At 69.0% G+C, this 19,950-nt stretch carries 23 protein-coding genes; 13 read left to right on the forward strand and 10 right to left on the reverse strand.

Annotated elements, in window-relative coordinates; all coding sequences use genetic code 11:
* Nucleotides 1-4 precede the first annotated feature (4 nt).
* Nucleotides 5-568: a TetR/AcrR family transcriptional regulator gene (locus ASF88_RS19795; RefSeq protein WP_055922935.1), complete on the reverse strand. Its 564-nt coding sequence runs from the start codon at nt 566-568 to the stop codon at nt 5-7.
* 74 nt (nt 569-642) lie between these two features.
* Here ASF88_RS19795 and ASF88_RS19800 point away from each other — a divergent pair, with 74 nt between their 5' ends.
* The 3 genes from ASF88_RS19800 (at nt 643) to ASF88_RS19810 (ending at nt 2,585) form a co-directional block, all read left to right on the forward strand.
* Nucleotides 643-1,116, forward strand: a complete 474-nt coding sequence (locus ASF88_RS19800; RefSeq protein ID WP_055922937.1) for a hypothetical protein — start codon at nt 643-645, stop codon at nt 1,114-1,116.
* A 47-nt stretch (nt 1,117-1,163) separates the two neighbouring features.
* Nucleotides 1,164-2,024 (forward strand): NAD-dependent epimerase/dehydratase family protein, encoded by an 861-nt coding sequence (locus ASF88_RS19805; RefSeq protein ID WP_055922939.1) that lies wholly within the window; start codon nt 1,164-1,166, stop codon nt 2,022-2,024.
* A gap of 105 nt (nt 2,025-2,129) precedes the next feature.
* The gene (locus ASF88_RS19810) at nt 2,130-2,585 is read left to right on the forward strand and encodes a hypothetical protein (protein WP_055922941.1); all 456 of its coding nucleotides are present in this window, start codon (nt 2,130-2,132) and stop codon (nt 2,583-2,585) included.
* Between the two features lie 39 nt (nt 2,586-2,624).
* Here ASF88_RS19810 and ASF88_RS20850 read toward each other — a convergent pair whose 3' ends face one another.
* Entirely contained in the window at nt 2,625-3,029 is a 405-nt protein-coding gene (locus ASF88_RS20850) for a helix-turn-helix domain-containing protein (RefSeq protein ID WP_055922943.1), read from the reverse strand.
* Between the two features lie 78 nt (nt 3,030-3,107).
* Between ASF88_RS20850 and ASF88_RS19820 the strand changes: the two genes are divergently transcribed.
* Nucleotides 3,108-3,527: a MarR family winged helix-turn-helix transcriptional regulator gene (locus ASF88_RS19820; protein ID WP_055923133.1), complete on the forward strand. Its 420-nt coding sequence runs from the start codon at nt 3,108-3,110 to the stop codon at nt 3,525-3,527.
* A 7-nt stretch (nt 3,528-3,534) separates the two neighbouring features.
* On the opposite strand, the gene ASF88_RS19825 is transcribed toward ASF88_RS19820, so the two are convergent.
* Nucleotides 3,535-4,065: a GNAT family N-acetyltransferase gene (locus ASF88_RS19825; protein WP_055922945.1), complete on the reverse strand. Its 531-nt coding sequence runs from the start codon at nt 4,063-4,065 to the stop codon at nt 3,535-3,537.
* A gap of 77 nt (nt 4,066-4,142) precedes the next feature.
* Here ASF88_RS19825 and dcd point away from each other — a divergent pair, with 77 nt between their 5' ends.
* Nucleotides 4,143-4,748 (forward strand): dCTP deaminase, encoded by a 606-nt coding sequence (gene dcd / locus ASF88_RS19830; RefSeq protein WP_055922947.1) that lies wholly within the window; start codon nt 4,143-4,145, stop codon nt 4,746-4,748.
* 22 nt (nt 4,749-4,770) lie between these two features.
* The gene (locus ASF88_RS19835) at nt 4,771-5,298 is read left to right on the forward strand and encodes a hypothetical protein (protein WP_055922949.1); all 528 of its coding nucleotides are present in this window, start codon (nt 4,771-4,773) and stop codon (nt 5,296-5,298) included.
* A 143-nt stretch (nt 5,299-5,441) separates the two neighbouring features.
* Here the strand turns inward: ASF88_RS19835 and idi are convergent, their stop codons facing one another.
* Both idi and ASF88_RS20585 read right to left on the reverse strand, forming a co-directional pair.
* Complete coding sequence (idi, locus tag ASF88_RS19840) at nt 5,442-5,996, reverse strand: isopentenyl-diphosphate Delta-isomerase (protein WP_055922951.1); 555 nt, start codon at nt 5,994-5,996, stop codon at nt 5,442-5,444.
* A 58-nt stretch (nt 5,997-6,054) separates the two neighbouring features.
* Nucleotides 6,055-7,188 carry a MarR family winged helix-turn-helix transcriptional regulator gene (locus ASF88_RS20585; RefSeq protein WP_055922953.1) on the reverse strand — a complete coding sequence of 378 codons (1,134 nt, stop codon included), beginning with the start codon at nt 7,186-7,188 and terminating at the stop codon, nt 6,055-6,057.
* Between the two features lie 56 nt (nt 7,189-7,244).
* Here ASF88_RS20585 and ASF88_RS19850 point away from each other — a divergent pair, with 56 nt between their 5' ends.
* Nucleotides 7,245-7,937, forward strand: a complete 693-nt coding sequence (locus tag ASF88_RS19850; RefSeq protein ID WP_235493576.1) for a MarR family winged helix-turn-helix transcriptional regulator — start codon at nt 7,245-7,247, stop codon at nt 7,935-7,937.
* 97 nt (nt 7,938-8,034) lie between these two features.
* On the opposite strand, the gene ASF88_RS19855 is transcribed toward ASF88_RS19850, so the two are convergent.
* From ASF88_RS19855 to ASF88_RS19870, 4 genes are read right to left on the reverse strand one after another with little or no spacing between them, the layout of a single operon-like run.
* Entirely contained in the window at nt 8,035-9,474 is a 1,440-nt protein-coding gene (locus ASF88_RS19855) for an MFS transporter (protein WP_055922955.1), read from the reverse strand.
* A 49-nt stretch (nt 9,475-9,523) separates the two neighbouring features.
* A complete protein-coding gene (locus tag ASF88_RS19860; protein WP_055922957.1) occupies nt 9,524-10,156 on the reverse strand; it encodes a DUF2461 domain-containing protein in 633 nt (210 codons plus the stop codon).
* 58 nt (nt 10,157-10,214) lie between these two features.
* The gene (locus ASF88_RS19865) at nt 10,215-10,799 is read right to left on the reverse strand and encodes a signal peptidase II (protein WP_082519085.1); all 585 of its coding nucleotides are present in this window, start codon (nt 10,797-10,799) and stop codon (nt 10,215-10,217) included.
* 44 nt (nt 10,800-10,843) lie between these two features.
* Nucleotides 10,844-11,569, reverse strand: a complete 726-nt coding sequence (locus ASF88_RS19870) for a GTP pyrophosphokinase (protein ID WP_055922959.1) — start codon at nt 11,567-11,569, stop codon at nt 10,844-10,846.
* Between the two features lie 84 nt (nt 11,570-11,653).
* Between ASF88_RS19870 and ASF88_RS19875 the strand changes: the two genes are divergently transcribed.
* From ASF88_RS19875 to ASF88_RS19900, 6 genes are all read left to right on the forward strand, one after another.
* Nucleotides 11,654-13,234 (forward strand): MFS transporter, encoded by a 1,581-nt coding sequence (locus tag ASF88_RS19875; RefSeq protein ID WP_055922961.1) that lies wholly within the window; start codon nt 11,654-11,656, stop codon nt 13,232-13,234.
* Nucleotides 13,235-13,258: 24 nt separating this feature from the next.
* On the forward strand, nt 13,259-13,987 hold the full coding sequence (locus ASF88_RS19880; RefSeq protein WP_082519086.1) for a pyridoxal 5'-phosphate synthase: 729 nt from the start codon (nt 13,259-13,261) through the stop codon (nt 13,985-13,987).
* Between the two features lie 81 nt (nt 13,988-14,068).
* A complete protein-coding gene (gene dnaK / locus ASF88_RS19885) occupies nt 14,069-15,937 on the forward strand; it encodes a molecular chaperone DnaK (protein ID WP_055922963.1) in 1,869 nt (622 codons plus the stop codon).
* A gap of 2 nt (nt 15,938-15,939) precedes the next feature.
* Complete coding sequence (locus tag ASF88_RS19890; RefSeq protein WP_055922966.1) at nt 15,940-16,590, forward strand: nucleotide exchange factor GrpE; 651 nt, start codon at nt 15,940-15,942, stop codon at nt 16,588-16,590.
* 109 nt (nt 16,591-16,699) lie between these two features.
* Complete coding sequence (locus tag ASF88_RS19895) at nt 16,700-17,695, forward strand: DnaJ C-terminal domain-containing protein (protein ID WP_055922968.1); 996 nt, start codon at nt 16,700-16,702, stop codon at nt 17,693-17,695.
* A 15-nt stretch (nt 17,696-17,710) separates the two neighbouring features.
* The gene (locus ASF88_RS19900) at nt 17,711-18,124 is read left to right on the forward strand and encodes a heat shock protein transcriptional repressor HspR (protein ID WP_055922970.1); all 414 of its coding nucleotides are present in this window, start codon (nt 17,711-17,713) and stop codon (nt 18,122-18,124) included.
* 254 nt (nt 18,125-18,378) lie between these two features.
* Here ASF88_RS19900 and ASF88_RS19905 read toward each other — a convergent pair whose 3' ends face one another.
* Nucleotides 18,379-18,759, reverse strand: a complete 381-nt coding sequence (locus ASF88_RS19905; protein ID WP_055922972.1) for a hypothetical protein — start codon at nt 18,757-18,759, stop codon at nt 18,379-18,381.
* Between the last annotated feature and the right edge of the window lie 1,191 nt (nt 18,760-19,950).

The raw sequence follows: 19,950 nt of genomic DNA on the forward strand, positions 1-19,950 counted from the left end.
CGACTCACCGCCGCGCGAACAGAGCGGCGACCGCCGCCTCCCGGAGGCCGTCGAGCTCGGGGTCGAGCCGGTCGTGGGCGCCGAGCTGGCTGATGCCGTGCAGGGTGCTCCACAGCAGTTCGGCGCGCACCGCTCGCTCGCGCGCATCGGCGCCGCCCACGGCACGCTCCAGCAGTCCGAACCCCCTGCGGAGGATTTCGGGTGTCTCGTCGGAGGCGAAGACGATGCTGCTGCGGGCGGAGGCCATCGCCTCGTACACCGCCGGATGCTCGCGCGCGAAGGCGAGGTAGGCGGCGACCACTGCCGGCAATGGGTCCGAGCCGGTGTCGGCGCCCTCCATCGCGGCGGCCAGTTCCGCATAGCCGTCCACCACCACGCGGCCGACGATGTCGTCGCGTCCGCCGGGGAAGTGCCGGTAGAGGATCGGCTGGCTGACCCCGACCGCGTCGGCGAGGCGCCGGACCGTCACAGCGGCCCAGCCTTCGTGCTCCGCGATGTCGCGGGTGGCGCTGACGATGCGGGACTCGCGCTCGCGCACTCGTTCGGAGTCTTGCGCTGATCGGGGCATGCGGTTACATTAGCACTGCTAACAGTTAGCAACGCTAACATCAACGACTCCGCCGCCAACGAAACGGATAAGCAATGTTCCTCGCCATCGGCATCACCGCCACTCTCGCCATCCTCAGCCTCGCCGTGATCTTCGGCACCGACATGAGCGTCGCCGTCGTGCAGCGCGCGGTCTACGCCGAGCTGGACGACCGCACGCTCGTTCGCGTCGTCGGTCGAGGCCACTACTACGGGGATCGACGGTTCCCTGTCATCGGCATCGGAGGGACGATCGCCACCGCTGCGACCGTCGTGCTCGCCTTCGTCGGAGGCTCGCCGATCGCCGGTGCGCTCGCCGCTGTAGGGTTCGCCCTTCTGCTGGCCTGGCTCCTGCTCTTCTCGCGGATCGCCAAGCCCATCAACAGCGTGTTCACCTCCGCCGTGTCCGCGGGCGAGGTGCCGACGAACGCGCGCGCCCTGCAAGACCGGTGGGAGTCGATCATCGTGCTGCGTGCGACGCTCCTCGCGATCGCCATCGCGCTGTTGTGCGCGACGCTGTTCGTGGCCTGAGGCCGTTCGGCCGAGACCGCCACGACCCCTGCTCGTATGATGCGCGCATGAGGATTCTGATCACGGGTGGCGGAGGCAACGTCGGTCGCGGATTGAGCGGGCCGCTGCTCGAGGCGGGGCACGAACTGGTGATCTCCGACATCGTGAAGCCCGCGTGGCTCGACCGGCGTCCCGAGATCGTCTTCCACCAGGTCGATGTGCAGATCGGTGTCGGCCTGGAGCGGGCGGCGCGCGACTGCGACGTGATCGTGCACACCGCGGCGTGGCACGGCATCCACACGGGCGTTCGCACGGAGGTCGACTTCTGGAGGCTGAACGTCGACGGCACGATGTGGATGACGCAGGCGGCGGTCGCGACGGGAGCGCGGGTCCTGTTCCTGTCGTCGCAGGCCTGGCACGACCATTACGACAAATACGGCTTCACCAAGCGCATCGGGGAGGAACTGCTCGCGTACCAGCACCGGCGCTCCGGCCTGTCGTACGTAGCGCTCCGGCCCGCTGCGTTCACGCCGTGGACCGACGACTGGCCGCGCGAGTACGGCGCACGCCTCCTCGGGATCGGCGTGGACCGCCGCGACGTGCTGCAGGCGGCGCTCCGCAGCATCGACTATCTGGCCCGCACCCCCAGCGCGGAGCTGATCGTCGATGCGGTGCGCGCGAACGCGTTCACGGCGGACGACATCGCCGGCTGGGAGGCCGACCCGGTCGGTACGGCCGAGCGCCTCTTCCCCGGCGCCCGCGACGTCGTCGAGCGCTTCGGCCTCGACATCTCGCCGACGCCGCAACTCCAGCCGACGGCGGGATGGGCCGAGATCGGCTACCGTCCGGAACACCACTTCGGGACGTTCGTGGACGAGATCCGCGGGATGGACGAGGAGGAGGCGCGGGGGCTGGTCTGCCCGTACTGAGCGCGGCGCATTCCGTACTCCGGAGAGAGTAGGGGAAGCTACTCCATTCACCCCATGACAGCACGGGCACGCGCGAACAGAATGGGCGTGACGAAAGGGGCACCGATGTCCACGATCCCGAACTCCTCCGCTCCGAACTCCTCCGCTCCGGCCTCCTCCGCCGACCTGGTCCGCCGCTCCAGGGAGGTCCTGAGCGCGCTCGCCCTTCAGTTCCTGCTCGGAATGGGGGCGAACCTCATCGGCAGCCCCGAAGAGAACGAGGGCGCCGCCCGGGTCTTCGGGAGCATCCTCGTCGGCCTCCACGGGCTCGTCGGCATCGGGCTGATCGTCGTGGCCGTGCGGGTCTGGACGACCGCTCGCCGTGCCGGGGTCGCGCAGCGCGCCGGGCTCTGGGGGTTCGTCGTGATCATCGTGACATTCCTCGCCGGGGTGGCGACACTGTTCACCGGCAGCGACTGGCTGTCATTCGTGATGTCTGTCGGATTCGTCGTGGCCGCCGCGCTGTACATCGCGGTCGGAGCGGCGGCATTGACGCGGCAGCGCTCGACCGTCGCGGGGTGATCGCGAGGGCGTCGGCCGGCGCCCGGCGCACGGCCGGCGTCAGGAGGCGAGGGCGTCGAGGATTCCCCCGACCCGTGCCGTGACGCTGGTGAGCACCCGCTCGGTCGCGGCGACGTCGTCGGGTGCGAGTTCCGCCCAGACCGGCGCGGTGAGGGAGGTGATCCGCGATTCGAGGCCGGTGACCAGTTCGCGCCCCGCGGGCGTGAGGGTGTCGCCGGCGATCAGGCCGCGACGGCTCAGGTCGTCGATGATCGCGTCGGCGTCGGCGAAGCGGGCTCGCCCGCGCAGGACCGCGCCGAGGGGCGCGGCGGACGCGTTCTGCGCCGCGAGCCGGAGCGTCACCCACTGCGGCTCGGTCAGGTCGGTCTCGGCCAGGACGTGGTTCAGCAGAGCGTTCAGCGTCTTCTCGGTCGCTCCGATCAGCTGGGGTCCGAAGGTGGTCATCGCAGGCTCCTCAAATCGTTGGGTGACCCAACGATAACAGATTGTTGGGTGATCCAACAGTTCGGGTACGCTGACAGCATGCCCGTCACCCGTGTCGCCGCGACGCCGACCTGGCTCCTGAACCGGGCCAACGCCCGCGCTCAGTCGCTTCTCGCCGACGCCTTCGCCGTCTTCGACCTGCGCCCTCTGCACTACCGGGTGCTGGCGGCGCTGGACGAGCACGGCGAACTCAGCCAGGCCGATCTCGGGCGACACCTCGCACTCGACCGCAAAGACGTCGCCGTGGCGGTGGACCTCCTCACGGAACGCCGACTCGCCGAACGGCAGCCCGATCCGGACGACCGGCGACGGAACATCGTCGCCCTCGCATCCGGTGGCCGCGAGCTCCTGCCGGCTCTGCACGCGGCGCTCGATGGCGCTCAGGAGGCGGTGACAGCACCCTTGACGGCCCGTGAGACGACCGAGCTGCGGAGGATCCTGGCGAAGCTCGCGGGGTGACGCGGCCTCAGCCTTCGAGGTCGAGGACGAACGTCAGCAGCTCGAGCTCGCGCCCGTCGGGGAGGACGATGACGCTCTCCCGCTCGGCGCGCCTGCTGAAGCCGAGCTTGCGGTAGAGCGCGTGCGCGCCGAGCATCTCGGGGCCGCTGTTGAGCACGACGGCCCGCTGGCCGCGGCGGCGTGCCTCCGCCATCGCGAAGCGGGTCAGCTCGGCGCCGACGCCGCGGCCTCGGGCCGAGGGGTGCGTGGCCAGCAGGCGGAAGTACAGCTCGTGCGGCCCGATGCTCCCGTGCGGGTCGTGGCCGGCGCGCATGACCGCGATCGTGCCGACCAGCTCGCCGGAGGCGTCGTCCTCCGCGACGAAGAAGTCGAACGCCTCGAGGAGGGTCTCCGGATGCCGCAGCTGCGTGCGGTAGTCGTCGGAGAGGTCGGCGTAGTCGTGGGAGTACGCGGCGTAGGTGAGCTCGCCGATCGCCGCGTATTCGTCGTCGGCGGCCGGTCGGATGCGGACGGTGGTCGACGGGGCGGTGGTGCTCATCGCACCAGGCTACGTCAGGTCTCCGACGGTAACGGCGGCACCGACGGCGGCGCCGCCGCACCCGGTAGGCTGAGCGCGTGCTTCTCTCCGATCGTGACATCAAGGCAGAGCTGGGTGCTGGGCGCATCGCGCTGGAGCCGTACGAGCCGGCGATGGTGCAGCCGTCGAGCATCGACGTGCGGTTGGATCGCTTCTTCCGCCTGTTCGACAACCACAAGTACCCCTTCATCGATCCGTCCGAGGATCAGCCCGAGCTGACCCGGTTCGTCGAGGTCGACCCGGACCAGCCGTTCATCCTGCACCCGGGCGAGTTCGTCCTCGGGTCGACGTTCGAGTTGGTGAGCCTCCCCGACGACGTCGCCGCGCGGCTCGAAGGAAAGAGTTCGCTCGGGAGGCTGGGTCTGCTCACGCACTCCACGGCGGGCTTCATCGACCCCGGCTTCTCCGGTCACGTGACGCTCGAGCTGAGCAATGTCGCGACGCTCCCGATCAAGCTCTGGCCCGGAATGAAGATCGGCCAGATGTGCTTCTTCCGGCTGACCTCGCCGGCCGAGCGCCCGTACGGGTCGGCCGAGTACAGCTCGCGGTACCAGGGCCAGCGCGGCCCGACGGCGTCGCGCTCGTACCTCAACTTCCATCGCACCGACGTGTCCGCGACCGAAGCCGGACGACCGTCCAGCTGACCCCGATCCGAGAGGGCCGCCCATGAGCGAGTCGACCGATTCCCTTTTCGCGCGAGCCCTCATCGCCACCGGGCCGACGCCAGAGCGGCCGCAGCGGATGCAGCTCTTCGGCCGGTTGGTCGGCAGCTGGCGCGCCGACGTGCGCTTCCTCGACGAGACGACGGGGGAGTGGCGCGAGTCCGTCGCGGAATGGGTGTTCGCCTACACGCTCGGCGGCCGTGCGGTGCAGGACGTGCTCATCGCGCGCGACGCCGACGACCCGGGCCTCCTCGACGGCCGCGGCTCGACGGTGCGTGTCTACGACTCGACGCTCGGGGCGTGGAGGGTGAGCTGGTTCGGCGCAGCCGCTGGCGACTTCTGCACGCTGGTGGCGACGCCGCACCGACGCGACGGGATCCGCCAGGACGGCACGCAGACCGACGGCCGCCCGATCCGCTGGAACTTCTCGAACATCACCGACGACGCATTCGACTGGGACGGCTGGGTGTCGGACGACGAGGGCCGCACCTGGTGGCTCGAGCAGCACATCTCCGCGACCCGCACGGGCTGACGGCACCTCGGCGGATCAGGCGGGTGCAGAGGCGCAACTGCTTTCCGGGTTAGCTGTTTCGCGCCCGAATGGATTCGGTTCGCGGCATACGCCGAAGCAGTTATCCACAGTCAATTACACAGGTGGAAAATAATGAGAGCGACTCACAGCTGACCTGAAGCTTCGGGTGCGTCGTCCGCGTAGAGCGCGGGCAATTGCAGCGTCAGCCACGGGCTGAACGCCCAGGGGGTCGCGTCGACCGCCGCCAGCAGCACCCGCGGATCGACCCACTCGAACTCGGCGACCTCCGCCGCGACCGGGTGGAGGTCGCTCGCGATGGTCGCCGTGTAGACGGGGCAGACCTCGTACTCGACGATGCCGGCGGCGTCGGTGGCGCGATAACGGAAGTCGGGGAGCACGACGACCAGGTTCTCGACCGTCGCACCGAGCTCGTCGGCCGCCCGGCGGGCGATCGCGTCCTCCATCGACTCCCCGGGGGCGGGATGGCCGCAGAACGAGTTCGTCCATACGCCCGGCCAGGTGGCCTTGCCGAGCGCGCGCCGGGTCACGAGGATGCGGCCCTCGCCGTCGAATACATGGCACGAGAAGGCCAGGTGAAGCGGTGTGTGCGTGGTGTGCACGGTCGCCTTGTCCGCGGTTCCGATGGGGGTGGTGCCGTCGTCGGAGAGCAGCACGACCTCTTCGCGCGGTGGCGTCATGCGTCCATCCTAGGCTCGGCCGGCGGGGCGGCACCCGTGCGGTGCCGCCCGCGTCCGGTCAGTCGGTCGCCGGGTCGTCGCTGCGGGTCTCGCCGTCGGTGGTGGTGGTGGACGAACCGTGGTCCTCGGGCTGCTGGGGCTGCTCGGCCTGCTCGGGCTGCTCGGCCTCGGGAGTCCACCCGAGGTTGCGTGCCATGGCCTCCAGTGTCGCCAAGGTCGTGGCCAGGTCGGCCGGGTCGATGCCCTCGGTGACGGAGGCCCGGAGGGCGCGGATGCGCTCGAAGGCCGCGTCGTGGGCGGCGCGTCCCTCGTCGGTCAGCGTGGCGTCGTCGCCGTCGAACCAGACCCAGCCGCGCTCGACGAAGTCGGCGAGGACGCGATCGACGCCCGCGCGGTGATGGCCGCCGCAGCCGCCGCGTCCCGCGAAGGGAGGCCGACCGAAACCGGGAGCGTAGCCGTGACCGTAGCCGAAGCCGTGGGCCTGCCCGTACGGGCCGCGCCCGAAACGGCCGGGGCCGAAGCCGCCCGCGCCGAAGCCGCCCGCGCCGAAGCCTCCGGGGCCGAACCGCCCAGGGCCGAACGGCGTTCCGCGCTCGAGGCCACGGACGAATCCGCGCTCGAACCCGCGCTCGAAGGCCTGCTGCGAACCGTGTCCGCCGGAGTGGTGGTCGTGCTCGTGGTGGTCGTGCTCGTGGTGGTCGTGCTGGTGGTCGTGGTGCTCGTGCTCGTCGTGCTCGTGCTGGTCGTGGTCGGCGCCGTGCTCGTGCTCGTGGTCGTGGTCGTGGTCGCGCGGGTCGGGGTGCGGGTGCTCCCGGTCGTGTTGCATCCAGGCGCGGTACATCTCCTGGCGGCGCTCCCATTCGCGGCGCATCCAGTCGGGATGTCCGCGCCATTCGTGCTGGCCGGCGGGTGCGTCCGTTCCGTGGTCCGTGGCCGTGCCCGTGTCCGTGTGCTGGTCCCGGTCTCCGTGGTCGGGTCGTCCCGCGTGGCCGCGACGGCCATGGCGGGGCAGGGCGGCGGCCAGGTCCTCCGCGGTGGCCGGACCGTCGGCCAGGGTGTGCAGGATGCGCCACCCGCGGCGGCCGAGGCCGAGGTCGTGGAGTTCGTCGCGCATCCGGTCACGGAGGCGCCCGTTCAGCTCGCCGAACCAGTAGCCCGGCGGCGTGGTGTTCGAGTCGTCGATGTTCGTCATCGAAAGACCCCCTTCTTTTTCTATGTACTGTTACAAGTAAATGTATAGTTACATGCATGGGTGAGGATCGTCAAGAGCAGAGCGGTTCGCCGCAAGCGGACATCGTCGAGTTGATCGAGCGGTCGCTGGTGGCGGTGCGCCGCGACCAGTCCCGCCGTCGGCCGCAGGGCCCGTGGGGAGCACAAGGCCCCTGGGGGCAGGGAGGCCACCCCGGCCACCACGGCGATCACACGCATGGCGATCACACGCATGGCGATCACACGCACGCGGATCACGGCCACGGAGAGAACGGCCACGACAGCGCGCACGGCTGGGCGCAGCGTGGCCCGTGGGGCGGTTTCCCCGGCCCGTTCGGCGACTCCGCGCGGCCGGGCCCCGGTCGCCGCAGCCGTGACGGGTCCCTGGGCCGCATGGCACGCTTCCGCATGCTGGAGGCGCTGGCCGCGGCCGAGGCGGAGGATCGCCAGCTCTCCGTCAGCTCGCTCGCGACCGCGATCGGCGTCGATCAGCCGCGCGCGAGCCGGCTGGTGCAGGAGGGCGTCGAGCGCGGACTGGTGCGCCGGGTCCCCGACCCGTCCGACGCGCGGCGCGCGCTCCTCCAGCTCACCGCTGCCGGGCGCTCCCAGCTGGGCGACGTGCAGAACCACCGGAGGTCCGCCGTCGAGGCGGCCCTGGCCTCCTTCACGCCGGAGGAGGCCCGCACCTTCGCCGAGCTCTTCGACCGGTTCGTGCGGGCCTGGCCGCGCTGAGCCCCGTCGCGAACGGAGGAGATCCCGGCCGACACCACCCGGAACACCTCCGCACCCCGCTTCCAGCCAACGCAGCCGGGCGGATCTCCTCCGGAACCTACCGGGGCGACCGCACCGGCAACAGGAGGAGCAGCCCGACCAGCAGCACCAGCACGATCCCGAGGATGCCCCAGTACTGAGCGCCTCCGATCGCGACGAACATCGCGAACAGCAGAGGCGCGACGAACGAGACCGCTCGGCCGCAGGTCGCGTAGAGGCCGAACACCTCGCCCTCCCGCCCCGAAGGCGTGATCCGTGCGAGGAACGTGCGGCTCGCCGACTGCGCGGGGCCGACGAACAGGCAGAGGATGAGGCCGAACACCCAGAAGACGATCGCGCCGGAGTCGTGCAGGAAGAACACCGCCAGCCCGGCGATGACCAGGCCGATGAGCGCGGTCACGATCACCGGCTTGGCGCCGAACCGGTCGTCGAACCGGCCTGACAGAATCGTGCTGACTCCCGCGACCACGTTCGCCGCGATCGCGAACACGATCACACCCGACTGCGTGAAGCCGAACGTCCCCTTGGCGAGGATGCCGCCGAAGGTGAAGACGCCCACCAGCCCGTCGCGGAACAGCGCAGAGGAGATGAGGAACATCACCGTGTTGCGGCTCTCCCGCCACAGCACCGCGATGTCGCGGAACAGCAGCCGGTAGGAGGCGAAGAAGCCGACGCGGGGGAGGCGCTGGTTCGCCGGCGCCTCGGGCACGCGCACGAGCACCGGGACCGACAGCGCGAGCGTCCAGATCGCCGCGACGATCGCGACCAGCCGGTAGTTGAGGCCCTGGTCGGTGGTGACGCGGAGGATGCCTCCTGTGCCGTCGCCGTTGGGCGATGCGAGCAGCACGAGCACGATCACGAGCAGCAGGATTCCGCCGAAGTAGCCGCTGGCCCAGCCGAGACCGCTGACCCGGCCGACGGTCTTGGGTGTCGAGACCTGCACGAGCATCGCGTTGTAGTTGACGGTCGCGATCTCGTAGAAAACGGTGCCGACGCCGACGAGCACGACGCCGAAGAGGAAGAACGCGGGCTCCCCGACGACGAAGAACATCAGCGCCGTGACGACGACGACCACGCCGGTGTTGATGCCGAGCCAGAGCTTGCGGCGCCCCGACCCGTCGGTGCGCCGGCCGAGCACCGGCGCGAGGACGGCCACGACGATGCCGGCGATCCCGATGCCCCACGCGAGCCCGCTGGAGAGGTCGGCGATCGCGACCGTTACCGCGTGGTGGGCCGGCCCGGAGGCGCTCTTCTCGGCGTCCTGCGCCGAGAGGAGCGCGGGCGAGATGAAGTACTCGCTGGTCAGGTAGACGGTGAAGACGAACGTCGTGATGACCGCGTTGAACGCCGCCCCGCCTGCGTCCCACAGCGCCCAGGCCGCCACCCAGCTGCGCGGGATGCGGCGGTCGGCCGAGCTGTCGCCGAAGAGCGGCGCTGCTGCAACGAGGGCGTCGCCGTCGCCGCCCGGTCCGGCGCTCGCCGGTCTGTCGCTGGTCATGGGGACAGCGTAGGACGTGGCGGGGAACAGGCGGTGAACGCCGGCGCCGTCAGTCCGGCGTGCCGGTCACATTGGCTCGCAGCCACCGCGTCAGCGGCGCGCTGTCGTCCAGGAACGCCGCGATGCGCTCGGCGGCCTCCGGAGTGGCGAACCAGTCGGGAACGCCCCAGTCGGCCCATGTGATGATCCCCTTGTAGCGCAGCAGCTCGGCGCGGGGATGGTGGGCGTCGAAGCCCCGCGGGGAGGTCTTGAGCGCTTCCGGGATCTCGATGCCGACGTCCTTGGCCCGCAGTTCGGCGAGCGCGGCCTCCAGTTCGGCCCCGGTGCGCGGCGCGTCCACCGCGCGCCGGTACCGGTCGAGCTGCTCCTTGTCGAGCTGGTATGCGCCCGCGCCGCCTGCGAGGCCTTCGGCGGAGACCTGCACGTAGCCGCCGCGTTCGAACGTCAGCGCCGCGTGCGTCTTGTATGGCGACTTGTCGGGTGAGAACCGTACGTCGCGGTAGGGGCGGAACAGCCGGGCCGGCCCGAACCGCGGCTCGAGCGCGGCGGCGAGATCGTGCATCGGCCCGGCCACCCGCGTCTCGTAGCGGTCGCGGTTCGCCAGCCAGAACGCCCGCTCGTTGTTCAGGGTCAGCTCGCGGTAGAACGCGATGGCGTCCTCGTCGAAACCGGTGAATGCCATGGGCCGATCGTACGTCGGTCAGGCTGCGGCCCGCTGCACCGCCTCCGGCCAGGAGGCGCTACGGCTGGCGCACCTGCCGTGGCCCGCCGCGCAGCGGCACCCCGGCCACCGCGAGCACGAGCGCGAGGAGGGCGCCGAAGAAGATCGCGATGTCGGCGACGTTCCCGATGAACCAGTTCGCGTAGGCGATGAAGTCGACGACGTGCCCCTGGCCGAACGAGGGCGCGCGGAACAGCCGGTCGCCGAGGTGCGTGACCGCGCCTCCGAGCAGCAGCCCGAACGCGACCGCCCACGACCGCGAGCCGACCACCCGCGAGAACCAGAGCAGCGCGATCACGGCGAGCGCGGCGACGATCGTGAACACCCAGGTCGCGTTCACCAGGAACGAGAACGCGGCGCCCGAGTTGTACGTCAGCTGGAGCCCGAGCAGCGTGCCGATCAGCGAGTGGTACTCGCCCTCCTTCAGTGAGGAGGTCGCCCAGAGCTTGGTGAGCTGGTCGGCGAGCAGCACGAGGAGGGCGACGACGAGGATGATGACGAGCGCGCGCGAGCGGCGTGCTCGGAACGCCGCAGCGTCGTCCGCCCGTGCGGCTTCCGCGTCCGCCGCCGTCGGCTCACGAAGAGGCTCGTCGCTGTCGGTCACCCCGACATCCTCGCACGCGCGCCGGCCACGGCCGCACGCGACGCCTACACCGAGATCGGCAGGGCGTAGTGGACGCCGCCGCCGTCCCCGCGCACCTGGCGGTGGATGTCCTCCATGGTGATGTCGAGCTGGCCGGCCGTGCTGGCGGCGGCGGTGAGGTCGCGCAGCAGCGACTCGGGGACCTCCCCGTCGTACTTGTAGTAGATCTTGTGCTCGAGGCTCGCCCAGAAGTCCATCGCGACCGTGCGCAGCTGGATCTCGACCGGCACGGCGACCGGGCCGCCGCTGAGGAAGACCGGTACCTCCACGATGATGTGGAGGCTCTTGTAGCCGTTCGGCTTGGGGTGCGCGATGTAATCCTTCACGCGCAGCACGCGCACGTCCTCCTGCGCGGTCAGCAGCTCGAAGACGCGGTAGACGTCGGAGACGAACGAGCACACGATGCGCACGCCGGCGATGTCGGTGATGGCCTCGCGGATCGCATCGAACGACGGCTCGCAGTTCTTGCGGAGCACCTTCTGCTCGATGCTCTCGGCGGACTTGAGTCGGCTGGAGATGTGCTCGATCGGGTTGTACTCGTGCAGCTCGGCGAACTCCTCGCGGAGGATGGACACCTTGGTGGAGATCTCGTCGATGCCGAACTTGTACGGCATGATGAACCGCGCGAAGTCCTCCCGGAACGCCTGCACCTCGCTCAGCGTCGCGGGATCGATGCTCTGCAGGGCCTCGATCGCGCGGGTGGAGAGAAGCGGGGCGGGGTCCGGATCCATGTCTTCGACGCTATCGAGGCGGGTTGTGCGGACGGTGTGAATCCGCTGTCGCCAAACCCGGGGGCGATGTGCCAGCGTGTGCGCATGAGTGCTGGGGACGGCGCGGAGGCGCCCTTCAACTTCCGGCTCGCGATCCTCCTGGCGATGGCGATGTTCGTGCTCGTCGTCGACACGTCGCTCATGAATGTGTCGATCTCCGCGGTCGTCCACGACCTCCACACCACCGTCAGCGGGGTGCAGGGCGCGATCGCGCTGGAGGCGCTGGTCTCGGCGGCGTTCATCCTCATCGGGGGCAAGACCGGCGACCTGATCGGTCGCAAGCTCGCGTACATCCTGGGGCTGCTCGGCTACGCGGTCGGCGCCATCGCCATGACGCTCGCGCAGAACCTCTCGGCCATCATCGTCTTCTGGGCGCTCATCGGCGGGATCGGCGCCTCGTTGCTGCTGCCGTCGATGCAGTCGCTGATCCACGGCAACTTCGAGGGCGCGCACCAGAAGCGCGTCTACGCGCTCGTCGGCGCGTCCGCCGCCATCGCGGCCGCGGTCGGCCCGCTGCTCGGCGGGTTCATCACGACGTTCCTGTCGTGGCGCGTCGGGTTCCTGCTGGAGGCCGTCATCATCGCCGTCGTGCTCGCCGGCATCGGGCTGGTCAAGGACGTCCCGTACACGGGCTCCCGGTCGATCGACCTGGTGGGCGCACTGCTGTCTGTCGTCGGGATGGGCGGCATCGTCACCGGCATCCTGGTGTGGCAGGAGGGCGGCGAGTACGTCCTGCTGCTCATCGTCGTCGGTGCGGCTGCGCTCGCCGGGCTGGTGTTCTGGCTGCGTTCCCGCAGCCGCCGCGGCAAGCCGACCCTCCTCGACCCCGGCCTGTTCTCCTCCAAGCTGTTCCGGACCGGCGTCAGCGGCCAGCTGCTGCAGCAGGTGTCGCTCGGCGGCACGATGATCGCGCTGCCGATCTACCTGCAGATGGTGCTGGAGTACAACGCTCTGCAGGCGGGCTTGTCGATCGCGCCGCTCTCGCTGAGCATGTTCGTCGTCGCCCTGCTGGCGGGCCGGAGGGCGAAGGGACGACCGGCGAACCTGATCCTGCTCGGGTTCGTGCTGTCGGTGGTCGGGATCGTCATCCTACTGCCGCTCGTGCCGATCGCCACCAACGGGTGGTACCTCACCGTGCCTCTGATCATCTCCGGCGCCGGGCTGGGCCTCCTGGTGTCGCAGCTCAACAACTACACGCTGTCGCCGATCAGCGACGAGCGTGTCAGCGAGGCCGCGGGAGTCAACTCGGCGGCGGGGTCGTTCGGGCTGTCCTTCGGCCTCGCGTTCGCCGGCGCCATCATGCTGGCGACGCTGGCGTTCACCTTCACCTCGATGACGAACGCCAGCACGGTGCTGCCGGCGGACGACAAGCAGCAGGTCGCGTCTGCGCTCGAGGAGGACGCGCAGGTGATGTCGAACACCCAGCTCGAGAAGCAGCTCGCCACCGAGACGCCGCCGGTGCGCGCCGAGGTCATCCGCATCAACACCGAGGCGCGGCCGATCGCGCTGCAGGTGGCGCTGCTGGTGCCGCTGGTCGCCGGCCTGCTGGGCGCGGGCAATGCGCTCCGGATGCGCCGCCTCCCCGACCCGGCACCCTCCGACAGCGACGCCCCGCTGCTCGGCTGACCTCCACGCGAGTACGGTCGGACCATGTCCGACTTCCTCACCGGCGACGCCATGCCTCTGCTCCCCGCCGCCGACCTGCCGCCCGCGGGCTCTGCGCCCGATCCCGGCGTGCTGCTCGTGGCATGGTTGCGCAAGGCCGAGGAGAGAGCGGTTCGGGAGGCGCTCGCCGCGACCCTGGCCACCGCCACCCCGGACGGGATCCCGTCGTCCCGCACGGTGCGGCTCGCCGAGCTGACGGCAGATGGAGCCGTGTTCGGCACCTCGTCGTCGAGCCGCAAAGGCAGGGAACTGGCCGCCAATCCGCGCGCCAGCGTGACGGTGTACTGGCGGGAGCTGGTCCTGCAGGTGCGTCTCGATGGCCCCGTCGAGGTGCTGGATGCCGACGCCTCCGACGCCCTATGCGCCGACCGGCCGCCCGCAGCGCGCGCCGCGACCGTCGCCTCCCGGCAGGACGACGCGCTCGACGACTTCGACTCCCTCCACCGCAGGGCGGACGAACTGCTGGCGGAGGGCGTGCCGATCGCCCGGCCGGCCGACTGGTGGGGATACCGGGTGGTGCCGTCGACGATCGAGTTCTGGCAGGGCAGCCCGGATCGGCTGCATCGCCGTCTGCGCTACGAGCGCGACACCGCGGGGCACTGGTCGGTTCGCGGACTCAGCCCTGATCAGGGAATACCTGCAAGTCTCCCAAAGTTGAGTCAGATGTACTCAAGTTTTGAACTTGACGGGTTGACAGTCTCCCCACCGGGGTGACAAGCTTGAGCCGTCGAGGCTCAACTCTTGACCCCCAGACTTACACCGGCAGCAGCCAGCAACAAAGGAGAGAAAGCACATATGTCACGTGCAGTAGGAATCGACCTCGGAACCACCAACTCCGTCGTCTCGGTGCTCGAGGGCGGCGAGCCCACGGTCATCGCCAACGCGGAGGGCTTCCGCACCACCCCGTCCGTCGTCGCGTTCACGAAGGACGGCGAGGTGCTCGTCGGTGAGACCGCGAAGCGCCAGGCGGTCACCAACGTCGACCGCACCATCTCGTCCGTCAAGCGCCACATGGGCACCGACTGGACCCAGGAGATCGACGGCAAGAAGTACACCGCCCAGGAGATCTCGGCCCGCATCCTCCAGAAGCTGAAGCGCGACGCCGAGCAGTACCTCGGCGACACCGTCACCGACGCCGTCATCACCGTTCCGGCGTACTTCAACGACGCCGAGCGCCAGGCCACCAAGGAGGCCGGTGAGATCGCGGGCCTGAACGTGCTCCGCATCATCAACGAGCCGACCGCGGCCGCGCTCGCCTACGGCCTCGACAAGGGCAAGGAGGACGAGCTCATCCTCGTCTTCGACCTCGGTGGCGGCACGTTCGACGTCTCCCTCCTCGAGGTGGGCAAGGACGACGACTTCTCGACCATCCAGGTGCGCGCGACCGCCGGCGACAACCGCCTCGGCGGCGACGACTGGGACCAGCGCGTCGTCGACTGGCTGATCAAGCGCTTCAAGGACTCGACCGGCGTCGACGTCTCGAAGGACAAGATCGCGCTGCAGCGTCTCAAGGAGGCCGCGGAGCAGGCCAAGAAGGAGCTCAGCTCCTCGATGAGCACCAGCATCCAGCTGCCGTACCTGTCGCTCACCGAGAACGGTCCGGCCAACCTCGACGAGACGCTCACCCGCGCCCAGTTCGAGCAGATGACCAGCGACCTCCTCGACCGCACCAAGAAGCCGTTCCAGGACGTCATCCGCGAGGCCGGCATCAAGGTCGGCGACATCGCGCACGTCGTGCTCGTCGGCGGCTCCACCCGCATGCCCGCCGTGAGCGAGCTCGTGAAGCAGGAGACCGGCGGCAAGGAGCCCAACAAGGGCGTGAACCCTGACGAGGTCGTCGCCGTCGGCGCCGCGCTGCAGGCCGGTGTCCTCAAGGGCGAGCGCAAGGACGTCCTCCTGATCGACGTCACCCCGCTGTCCCTCGGCATCGAGACCAAGGGCGGCATCATGACCAAGCTCATCGAGCGCAACACGGCCATCCCCACCAAGCGCAGCGAGACCTTCACCACGGCCGACGACAACCAGCCGTCCGTCGCGATCCAGGTCTTCCAGGGCGAGCGCGAGTTCACCCGCGACAACAAGCCGCTCGGCACCTTCGAACTGACCGGCATCGCCCCGGCCCCCCGCGGCATCCCGCAGATCGAGGTCACCTTCGACATCGACGCCAACGGCATCGTGCACGTGTCCGCCAAGGACAAGGGCACCGGCAAGGAGCAGTCGATGACGATCACCGGCGGCTCCAGCCTGCCGAAGGACGACATCGAGCGCATGGTGCGCGAGGCCGAAGAGCACGCGGCGGAGGACAAGAAGCGCCGCGAGTCCGCCGAGACCCGCAACCAGGCCGAGCAGCTCGTCTACTCGATCGAGAAGCTGATCAAGGACAACGAGGACAAGCTGCCCGAGGACGTCAAGAACGAGGTCCAGGGCGACGTCGACGCGCTGAAGACCGCTCTCGCCGGCGATGACGACGAGGCCGTGAAGACCGCGTACGACAAGCTCAACGAGAGCCAGCAGAAGCTGGGCCAGGCGATCTACTCGGCCGCGCAGGCGTCCGAGGCCCCGGCCGGCGACGCCGGTGAGGCGGGCGCTCAGGGTGAGGGATCCTCCTCCGACGACGAGGACGTCATCGACGCCGAGGTCGTCGAGGACGAGGAGAAGAAGTAACCATGAGCGACCAGAACCGCGACGGGCACGGCTCGGAAGAGCCCGAACGCGAGGAGCCGATCATCCGCGACAAGCGGAGGATCGACCCCGAGACCGGCAAGGTTCGGGAGCCGCAGGGCGAAGAGCACGACCTCGCGCACGAAGAACTGGTCGACGTGGGTCCGTCCGACGATGCCGAGGCGAGCATCCTCTCGGATGACGACCTCGACATCCTGTCGGGTCAGACCACGGCCGACCAGGTCGCGGCGGAGCGGCTCGCCGACCTCCAGCGGGTGACCGCGGAGTACGCGAACTACCGCAAGCGCACCGAGGCCAACCGGGAGGTCGAGCGCGAACGCGCCATCGGCGAGGCCGTCAAGGGCCTCATCCCGGTGCTCGACGACCTGGAGCGTGCGGACAAGCACGGCGACCTGACGGAGGGCAGCGCGTTCGCGGCCATCGCGGGCAAGCTGCGCACCGCGGTCGAGCGGCTCGGCCTCACCCCGTACGGCGAGAAGGGCGAGCCCTTCGACCCGCAGATCCACGAGGCGATCTTCCAGCAGCCCACCCCCGATGCGACGGCCGACACCGTCGCCGAGGTGGTGGAGACCGGCTACCGGCTGGGCTCCACCGTGGTGCGGGTGGCGAAGGTGGTCGTCTCCACCCCGGCCTGACCGGCCGGACGATGAGCGCCGGGAGCGGCGGGACGCGTGTCCCGCCGCTCCTCGCTCGACAGAACATGCAGACTTCGAGACAGATGACAACGACAGGAGAGGAGGCGCCGTGGCAAGCCAGGACTGGTTCGACAAGGACTTCTACAAGGTCCTAGGCGTCTCCAAGGACGTCAGCGAGGCCGAGCTCAAGAAGACCTATCGCAAGCTCGCCCGCAAGTACCACCCCGACTCCAACCCGGGCGACGCGGCGGCCGAGGCCAAGTTCAAGGAGATCAGCGAGGCCAACTCGGTGCTGAGCGATCCCGAGCAGCGCAAGGAGTACGACCAGATTCGCGCCATGGGCTCGGGAGCGCGGTTCACCGCGCCGGGCTCGGGAGGTCAGGGCGGCTTCGACGACGTCTTCGGCGGGATGTTCGGCGCCCAGGACGCCGGCGGTCAGCGCTACACGTTCCAGCAGGGCGGCCAGGGCGGCTTCGACGACGTCTTCGGCGGCCTGTTCGGCAACGGTCGGTTCGGCAGCGCCAGCGGAGGCTTCCGCGGCTACGGCGGCCCCACCCGCGGCAACGACGTCACCGCGCACACCACCATCGACTTCGTCACCGCCACCAAGGGCGAGACCATCAGCCTCCAGGCGGCCGACGGCAAGCCGTTCAAGGTGAAGATCCCCGCCGGCGTCGCCGACGGGCAGAAGATCAAGCTGCGCGGCAAGGGCCAGCCCAGCCCGGACGGCGGCGAGCCCGGCGACATCGTCCTCACCGTCACCGTGCGCAAGCACCCGGTGTTCGAGCGCGACGGACTCAACCTGCGAGTCACCGTGCCGGTCACGTTCGCGGAGGCCGCGCTCGGCGCGACCATCGAGGTGCCCACGCTCGGTGGCGACCCCGTCAAGCTGCGCGTCGCGCCCGGCACCCCGAGCGGCCGTGTGCTGCGCGTGAAGGGCCGGGGCGTCCAGACCGCGAAGGGCACGGGCGACCTGCTGGCCGTGGTGCAGATCGCGGTGCCGTCGCACCTGTCGGCCGAGGCCAAGGAGGCCCTGGAGGCGTTCGCCGAGAAGCTCCCCGACGAGAACCCCAGGGAGGACATTCTCGCCAAGGCCCGAGGCTAGGGTCGGAGGCTACCCATGGACGAGCACACCCAGGTCTTCGTCATCTCGATCGCGGCCGAGCTGGCCGGGATGCACCCGCAGACCTTGCGCCAGTACGACCGGCTCGGGCTGGTGAGCCCCGGCCGGACGGCCGGTAAGTCGCGGCGCTACTCCATGCGCGACATCGAGAAGCTGCAGGAGATCGCGCGTCTCGGCTCCGAGGGCGTGAGCCTGGAGGGCATCCGCCGCATCCTGGAGCTCGAAGACCACGTGAACGCGCTGAGCGGCCGCGTGCGCGAGCTCGAGTCGGCACTGGCCGACGAACTCCTCAACCGCCCGGGCCGCCGCGTCTTCGCGGCCGGCTCGGAGGGCGAGGTCGTCTCGATGCGCGCGGGCACCCGCGTGCGCCGCAGCAATCAGGTCGTGGTGTGGAGGCCGCTGGAGCGGTAGCACTAACAGCGCGCGCCAAGAGGGAGTCCGTGACATCCACTAGCAGGGAGCATCTGACTACTGCGTCAACGCTCTCGCGCGACCGGAATGCCCCGCGTCCAGGTTCTCGAATCTCGTATCGCCGATGTTCGTGAGAACGCCGAAGAGGCCCACAGGTCATGCTTTCCTTGAAACTGATGCCATCTCGGAGCAGCTGAGTGAGCTTCCGAGCTTCTCATACGCGCGCCTCTACACGACCTGCGACTCATTTTCGGTCATGGGCGGCTGACGTCGTTCGTCCGGGTCTCTGCTCCAGGAGGCCGAAGGAGCAGCGTTGCGAACGGCAGCACGAGTCCGACTATGAGGTCGGCCCACATCAGCCATGTTCCCCAGAAGACGGACCAAGACTGGAGGCGCGTCCATCCGACCCAGAAGAGCCCCGCGCAGAGACCTGCCACGAGCCAATGAAGCGCGACTCCGAGGAGACCGAGAAGACGGTTGAAAAGATACGCGGTCCCGCCGAGCGCAAGACCGCCAATCGCTCCAAGGAGGAAGAACATGACGACGAAAACCGGGAAGTAGCCCCAGTGTTGCGAAGAGATCGTACGCGCCCACAGATCGAATTGAACGAAGACGACGGCGACGACGACGACCAACCAAGGTCCGTGGCGCCGTGGCTTACCCGGTTCACTCGCGTTGCCTATCGGGTGGAGGTCGCGATTCACTTCTGCGGGGGCTTCGCGGGGAGCGGCGGGTGTCCCATCGCGGCTTGAAGGTTCGCCGCGTAACCCGTCCAGAGCACTCCTGTGAAGAGTGAGTATGCGTCGTCCCACCCTTCTGGTGTCGACTTCTCGAAGCCAGCTTTTACGTCAAGAAAGTTGTGCCCGTTGGCTCCTGCTCGCACGGTGAACTCAACGGTACCCGGGTACTCCGGGTGGCCGGGGAGAGCCTCGATGGTGTAGCTGGTGTCGGTGAGCTTGGTGACTCTGATGTCCCCGGAGGTCAGACCTTCGTTTTCTAGGTCCGCCAATCTGGTGTGGGTCACTTGGCCGACGCGAGTCAACGTGACGTCTTGAGCGGAGCCGTCACGCCTCCAAGCTGGCGGAAACACCTGGCCGAAATGAGTTTTGATATACGCGAAGACCTCCTCCGGGGTCTTGTCGTTCATGTATGGCCCGAGGTCGTACTGATGTAAGTAACCAAGCGGGTATCCGAAGTTGTCTTCTTGAACCGTCCCAGGTTGTGCTGGGACACTGACGTCGGCGTGGCCGTGCGTGGAAATCTTCGCAGCGGACAGCCCGCGAATGAGTGCGAGGTCCACACCGTTCGTGTAGTAGCTGCCGTCGGCCTCGACCGCGACCTTGTCCAACTCGACAGCAGCCTGCGTGGCGAGGCGCATCACCTCCAGACTGTCGGAGAAGTATTTCGACACGTCAGCGACGAACCACTCCAGCTTGTCGATCTTTTCCTTGAGGTCGTCGATCTCGCTCTCGACTTGGTCTTTGAGTCGCTCGAGCACGGTGTTCTGGTAGGCAAGTTTCTCCAGATCTCCGGTGAACACTGCTTGGAGTTGGGTGAAGAAGTCGTTGTTGCGTTCGATCTGCTCCTCGATCAGACGAAGACGCTCCCGCGCCTCCNTTCTCCAGATCTCCGGTGAACACTGCTTGGAGTTGGGTGAAGAAGTCGTTGTTGCGTTCGATCTGCTCCTCGATCAGACGAAGACGCTCCCGCGCCTCCAGCAGCGCCTCTGTGAGGTCGTCATGGTCAAGGTTCCCGTACTGGGCGAGCACGGAGTGCGCGTGTTCGTACGACGCCAGCTCGGCCTGAATATCACTTACGGCTTCACG

Source organism: Leifsonia sp. Leaf336, from assembly GCF_001423695.1.
GTDB lineage: Bacteria > Actinomycetota > Actinomycetes > Actinomycetales > Microbacteriaceae > Leifsonia.

Excerpts from the sequence above, each read along its gene's own strand:
- ASF88_RS19835 (WP_055922949.1), top strand. The coding sequence starts at position 4,771 with ATGAGCGAGTCGACCGATTCCCTTTTCGCGCGAGCCCTCATCGCCACC.
- ASF88_RS19850 (WP_235493576.1), top strand. The coding sequence starts at position 7,245 with ATGGGTGAGGATCGTCAAGAGCAGAGCGGTTCGCCGCAAGCGGACATC.
- ASF88_RS19855 (WP_055922955.1), bottom strand. The coding sequence starts at position 9,474 with ATGACCAGCGACAGACCGGCGAGCGCCGGACCGGGCGGCGACGGCGAC.
- dnaK (WP_055922963.1), top strand. The coding sequence starts at position 14,069 with ATGTCACGTGCAGTAGGAATCGACCTCGGAACCACCAACTCCGTCGTC.
- ASF88_RS19870 (WP_055922959.1), bottom strand. The coding sequence starts at position 11,569 with ATGGATCCGGACCCCGCCCCGCTTCTCTCCACCCGCGCGATCGAGGCC.
- ASF88_RS19805 (WP_055922939.1), top strand. The coding sequence starts at position 1,164 with ATGAGGATTCTGATCACGGGTGGCGGAGGCAACGTCGGTCGCGGATTG.
- ASF88_RS19820 (WP_055923133.1), top strand. The coding sequence starts at position 3,108 with ATGCCCGTCACCCGTGTCGCCGCGACGCCGACCTGGCTCCTGAACCGG.
- ASF88_RS19900 (WP_055922970.1), top strand. The coding sequence starts at position 17,711 with ATGGACGAGCACACCCAGGTCTTCGTCATCTCGATCGCGGCCGAGCTG.
- idi (WP_055922951.1), bottom strand. The coding sequence starts at position 5,996 with ATGACGCCACCGCGCGAAGAGGTCGTGCTGCTCTCCGACGACGGCACC.
- ASF88_RS20850 (WP_055922943.1), bottom strand. The coding sequence starts at position 3,029 with ATGACCACCTTCGGACCCCAGCTGATCGGAGCGACCGAGAAGACGCTG.
- ASF88_RS19890 (WP_055922966.1), top strand. The coding sequence starts at position 15,940 with ATGAGCGACCAGAACCGCGACGGGCACGGCTCGGAAGAGCCCGAACGC.
- ASF88_RS19810 (WP_055922941.1), top strand. The coding sequence starts at position 2,130 with ATGTCCACGATCCCGAACTCCTCCGCTCCGAACTCCTCCGCTCCGGCC.
- ASF88_RS19795 (WP_055922935.1), bottom strand. The coding sequence starts at position 568 with ATGCCCCGATCAGCGCAAGACTCCGAACGAGTGCGCGAGCGCGAGTCC.
- ASF88_RS19880 (WP_082519086.1), top strand. The coding sequence starts at position 13,259 with ATGTCCGACTTCCTCACCGGCGACGCCATGCCTCTGCTCCCCGCCGCC.
- ASF88_RS19860 (WP_055922957.1), bottom strand. The coding sequence starts at position 10,156 with ATGGCATTCACCGGTTTCGACGAGGACGCCATCGCGTTCTACCGCGAG.
- ASF88_RS20585 (WP_055922953.1), bottom strand. The coding sequence starts at position 7,188 with ATGACGAACATCGACGACTCGAACACCACGCCGCCGGGCTACTGGTTC.
- ASF88_RS19875 (WP_055922961.1), top strand. The coding sequence starts at position 11,654 with ATGAGTGCTGGGGACGGCGCGGAGGCGCCCTTCAACTTCCGGCTCGCG.
- ASF88_RS19800 (WP_055922937.1), top strand. The coding sequence starts at position 643 with ATGTTCCTCGCCATCGGCATCACCGCCACTCTCGCCATCCTCAGCCTC.
- ASF88_RS19825 (WP_055922945.1), bottom strand. The coding sequence starts at position 4,065 with ATGAGCACCACCGCCCCGTCGACCACCGTCCGCATCCGACCGGCCGCC.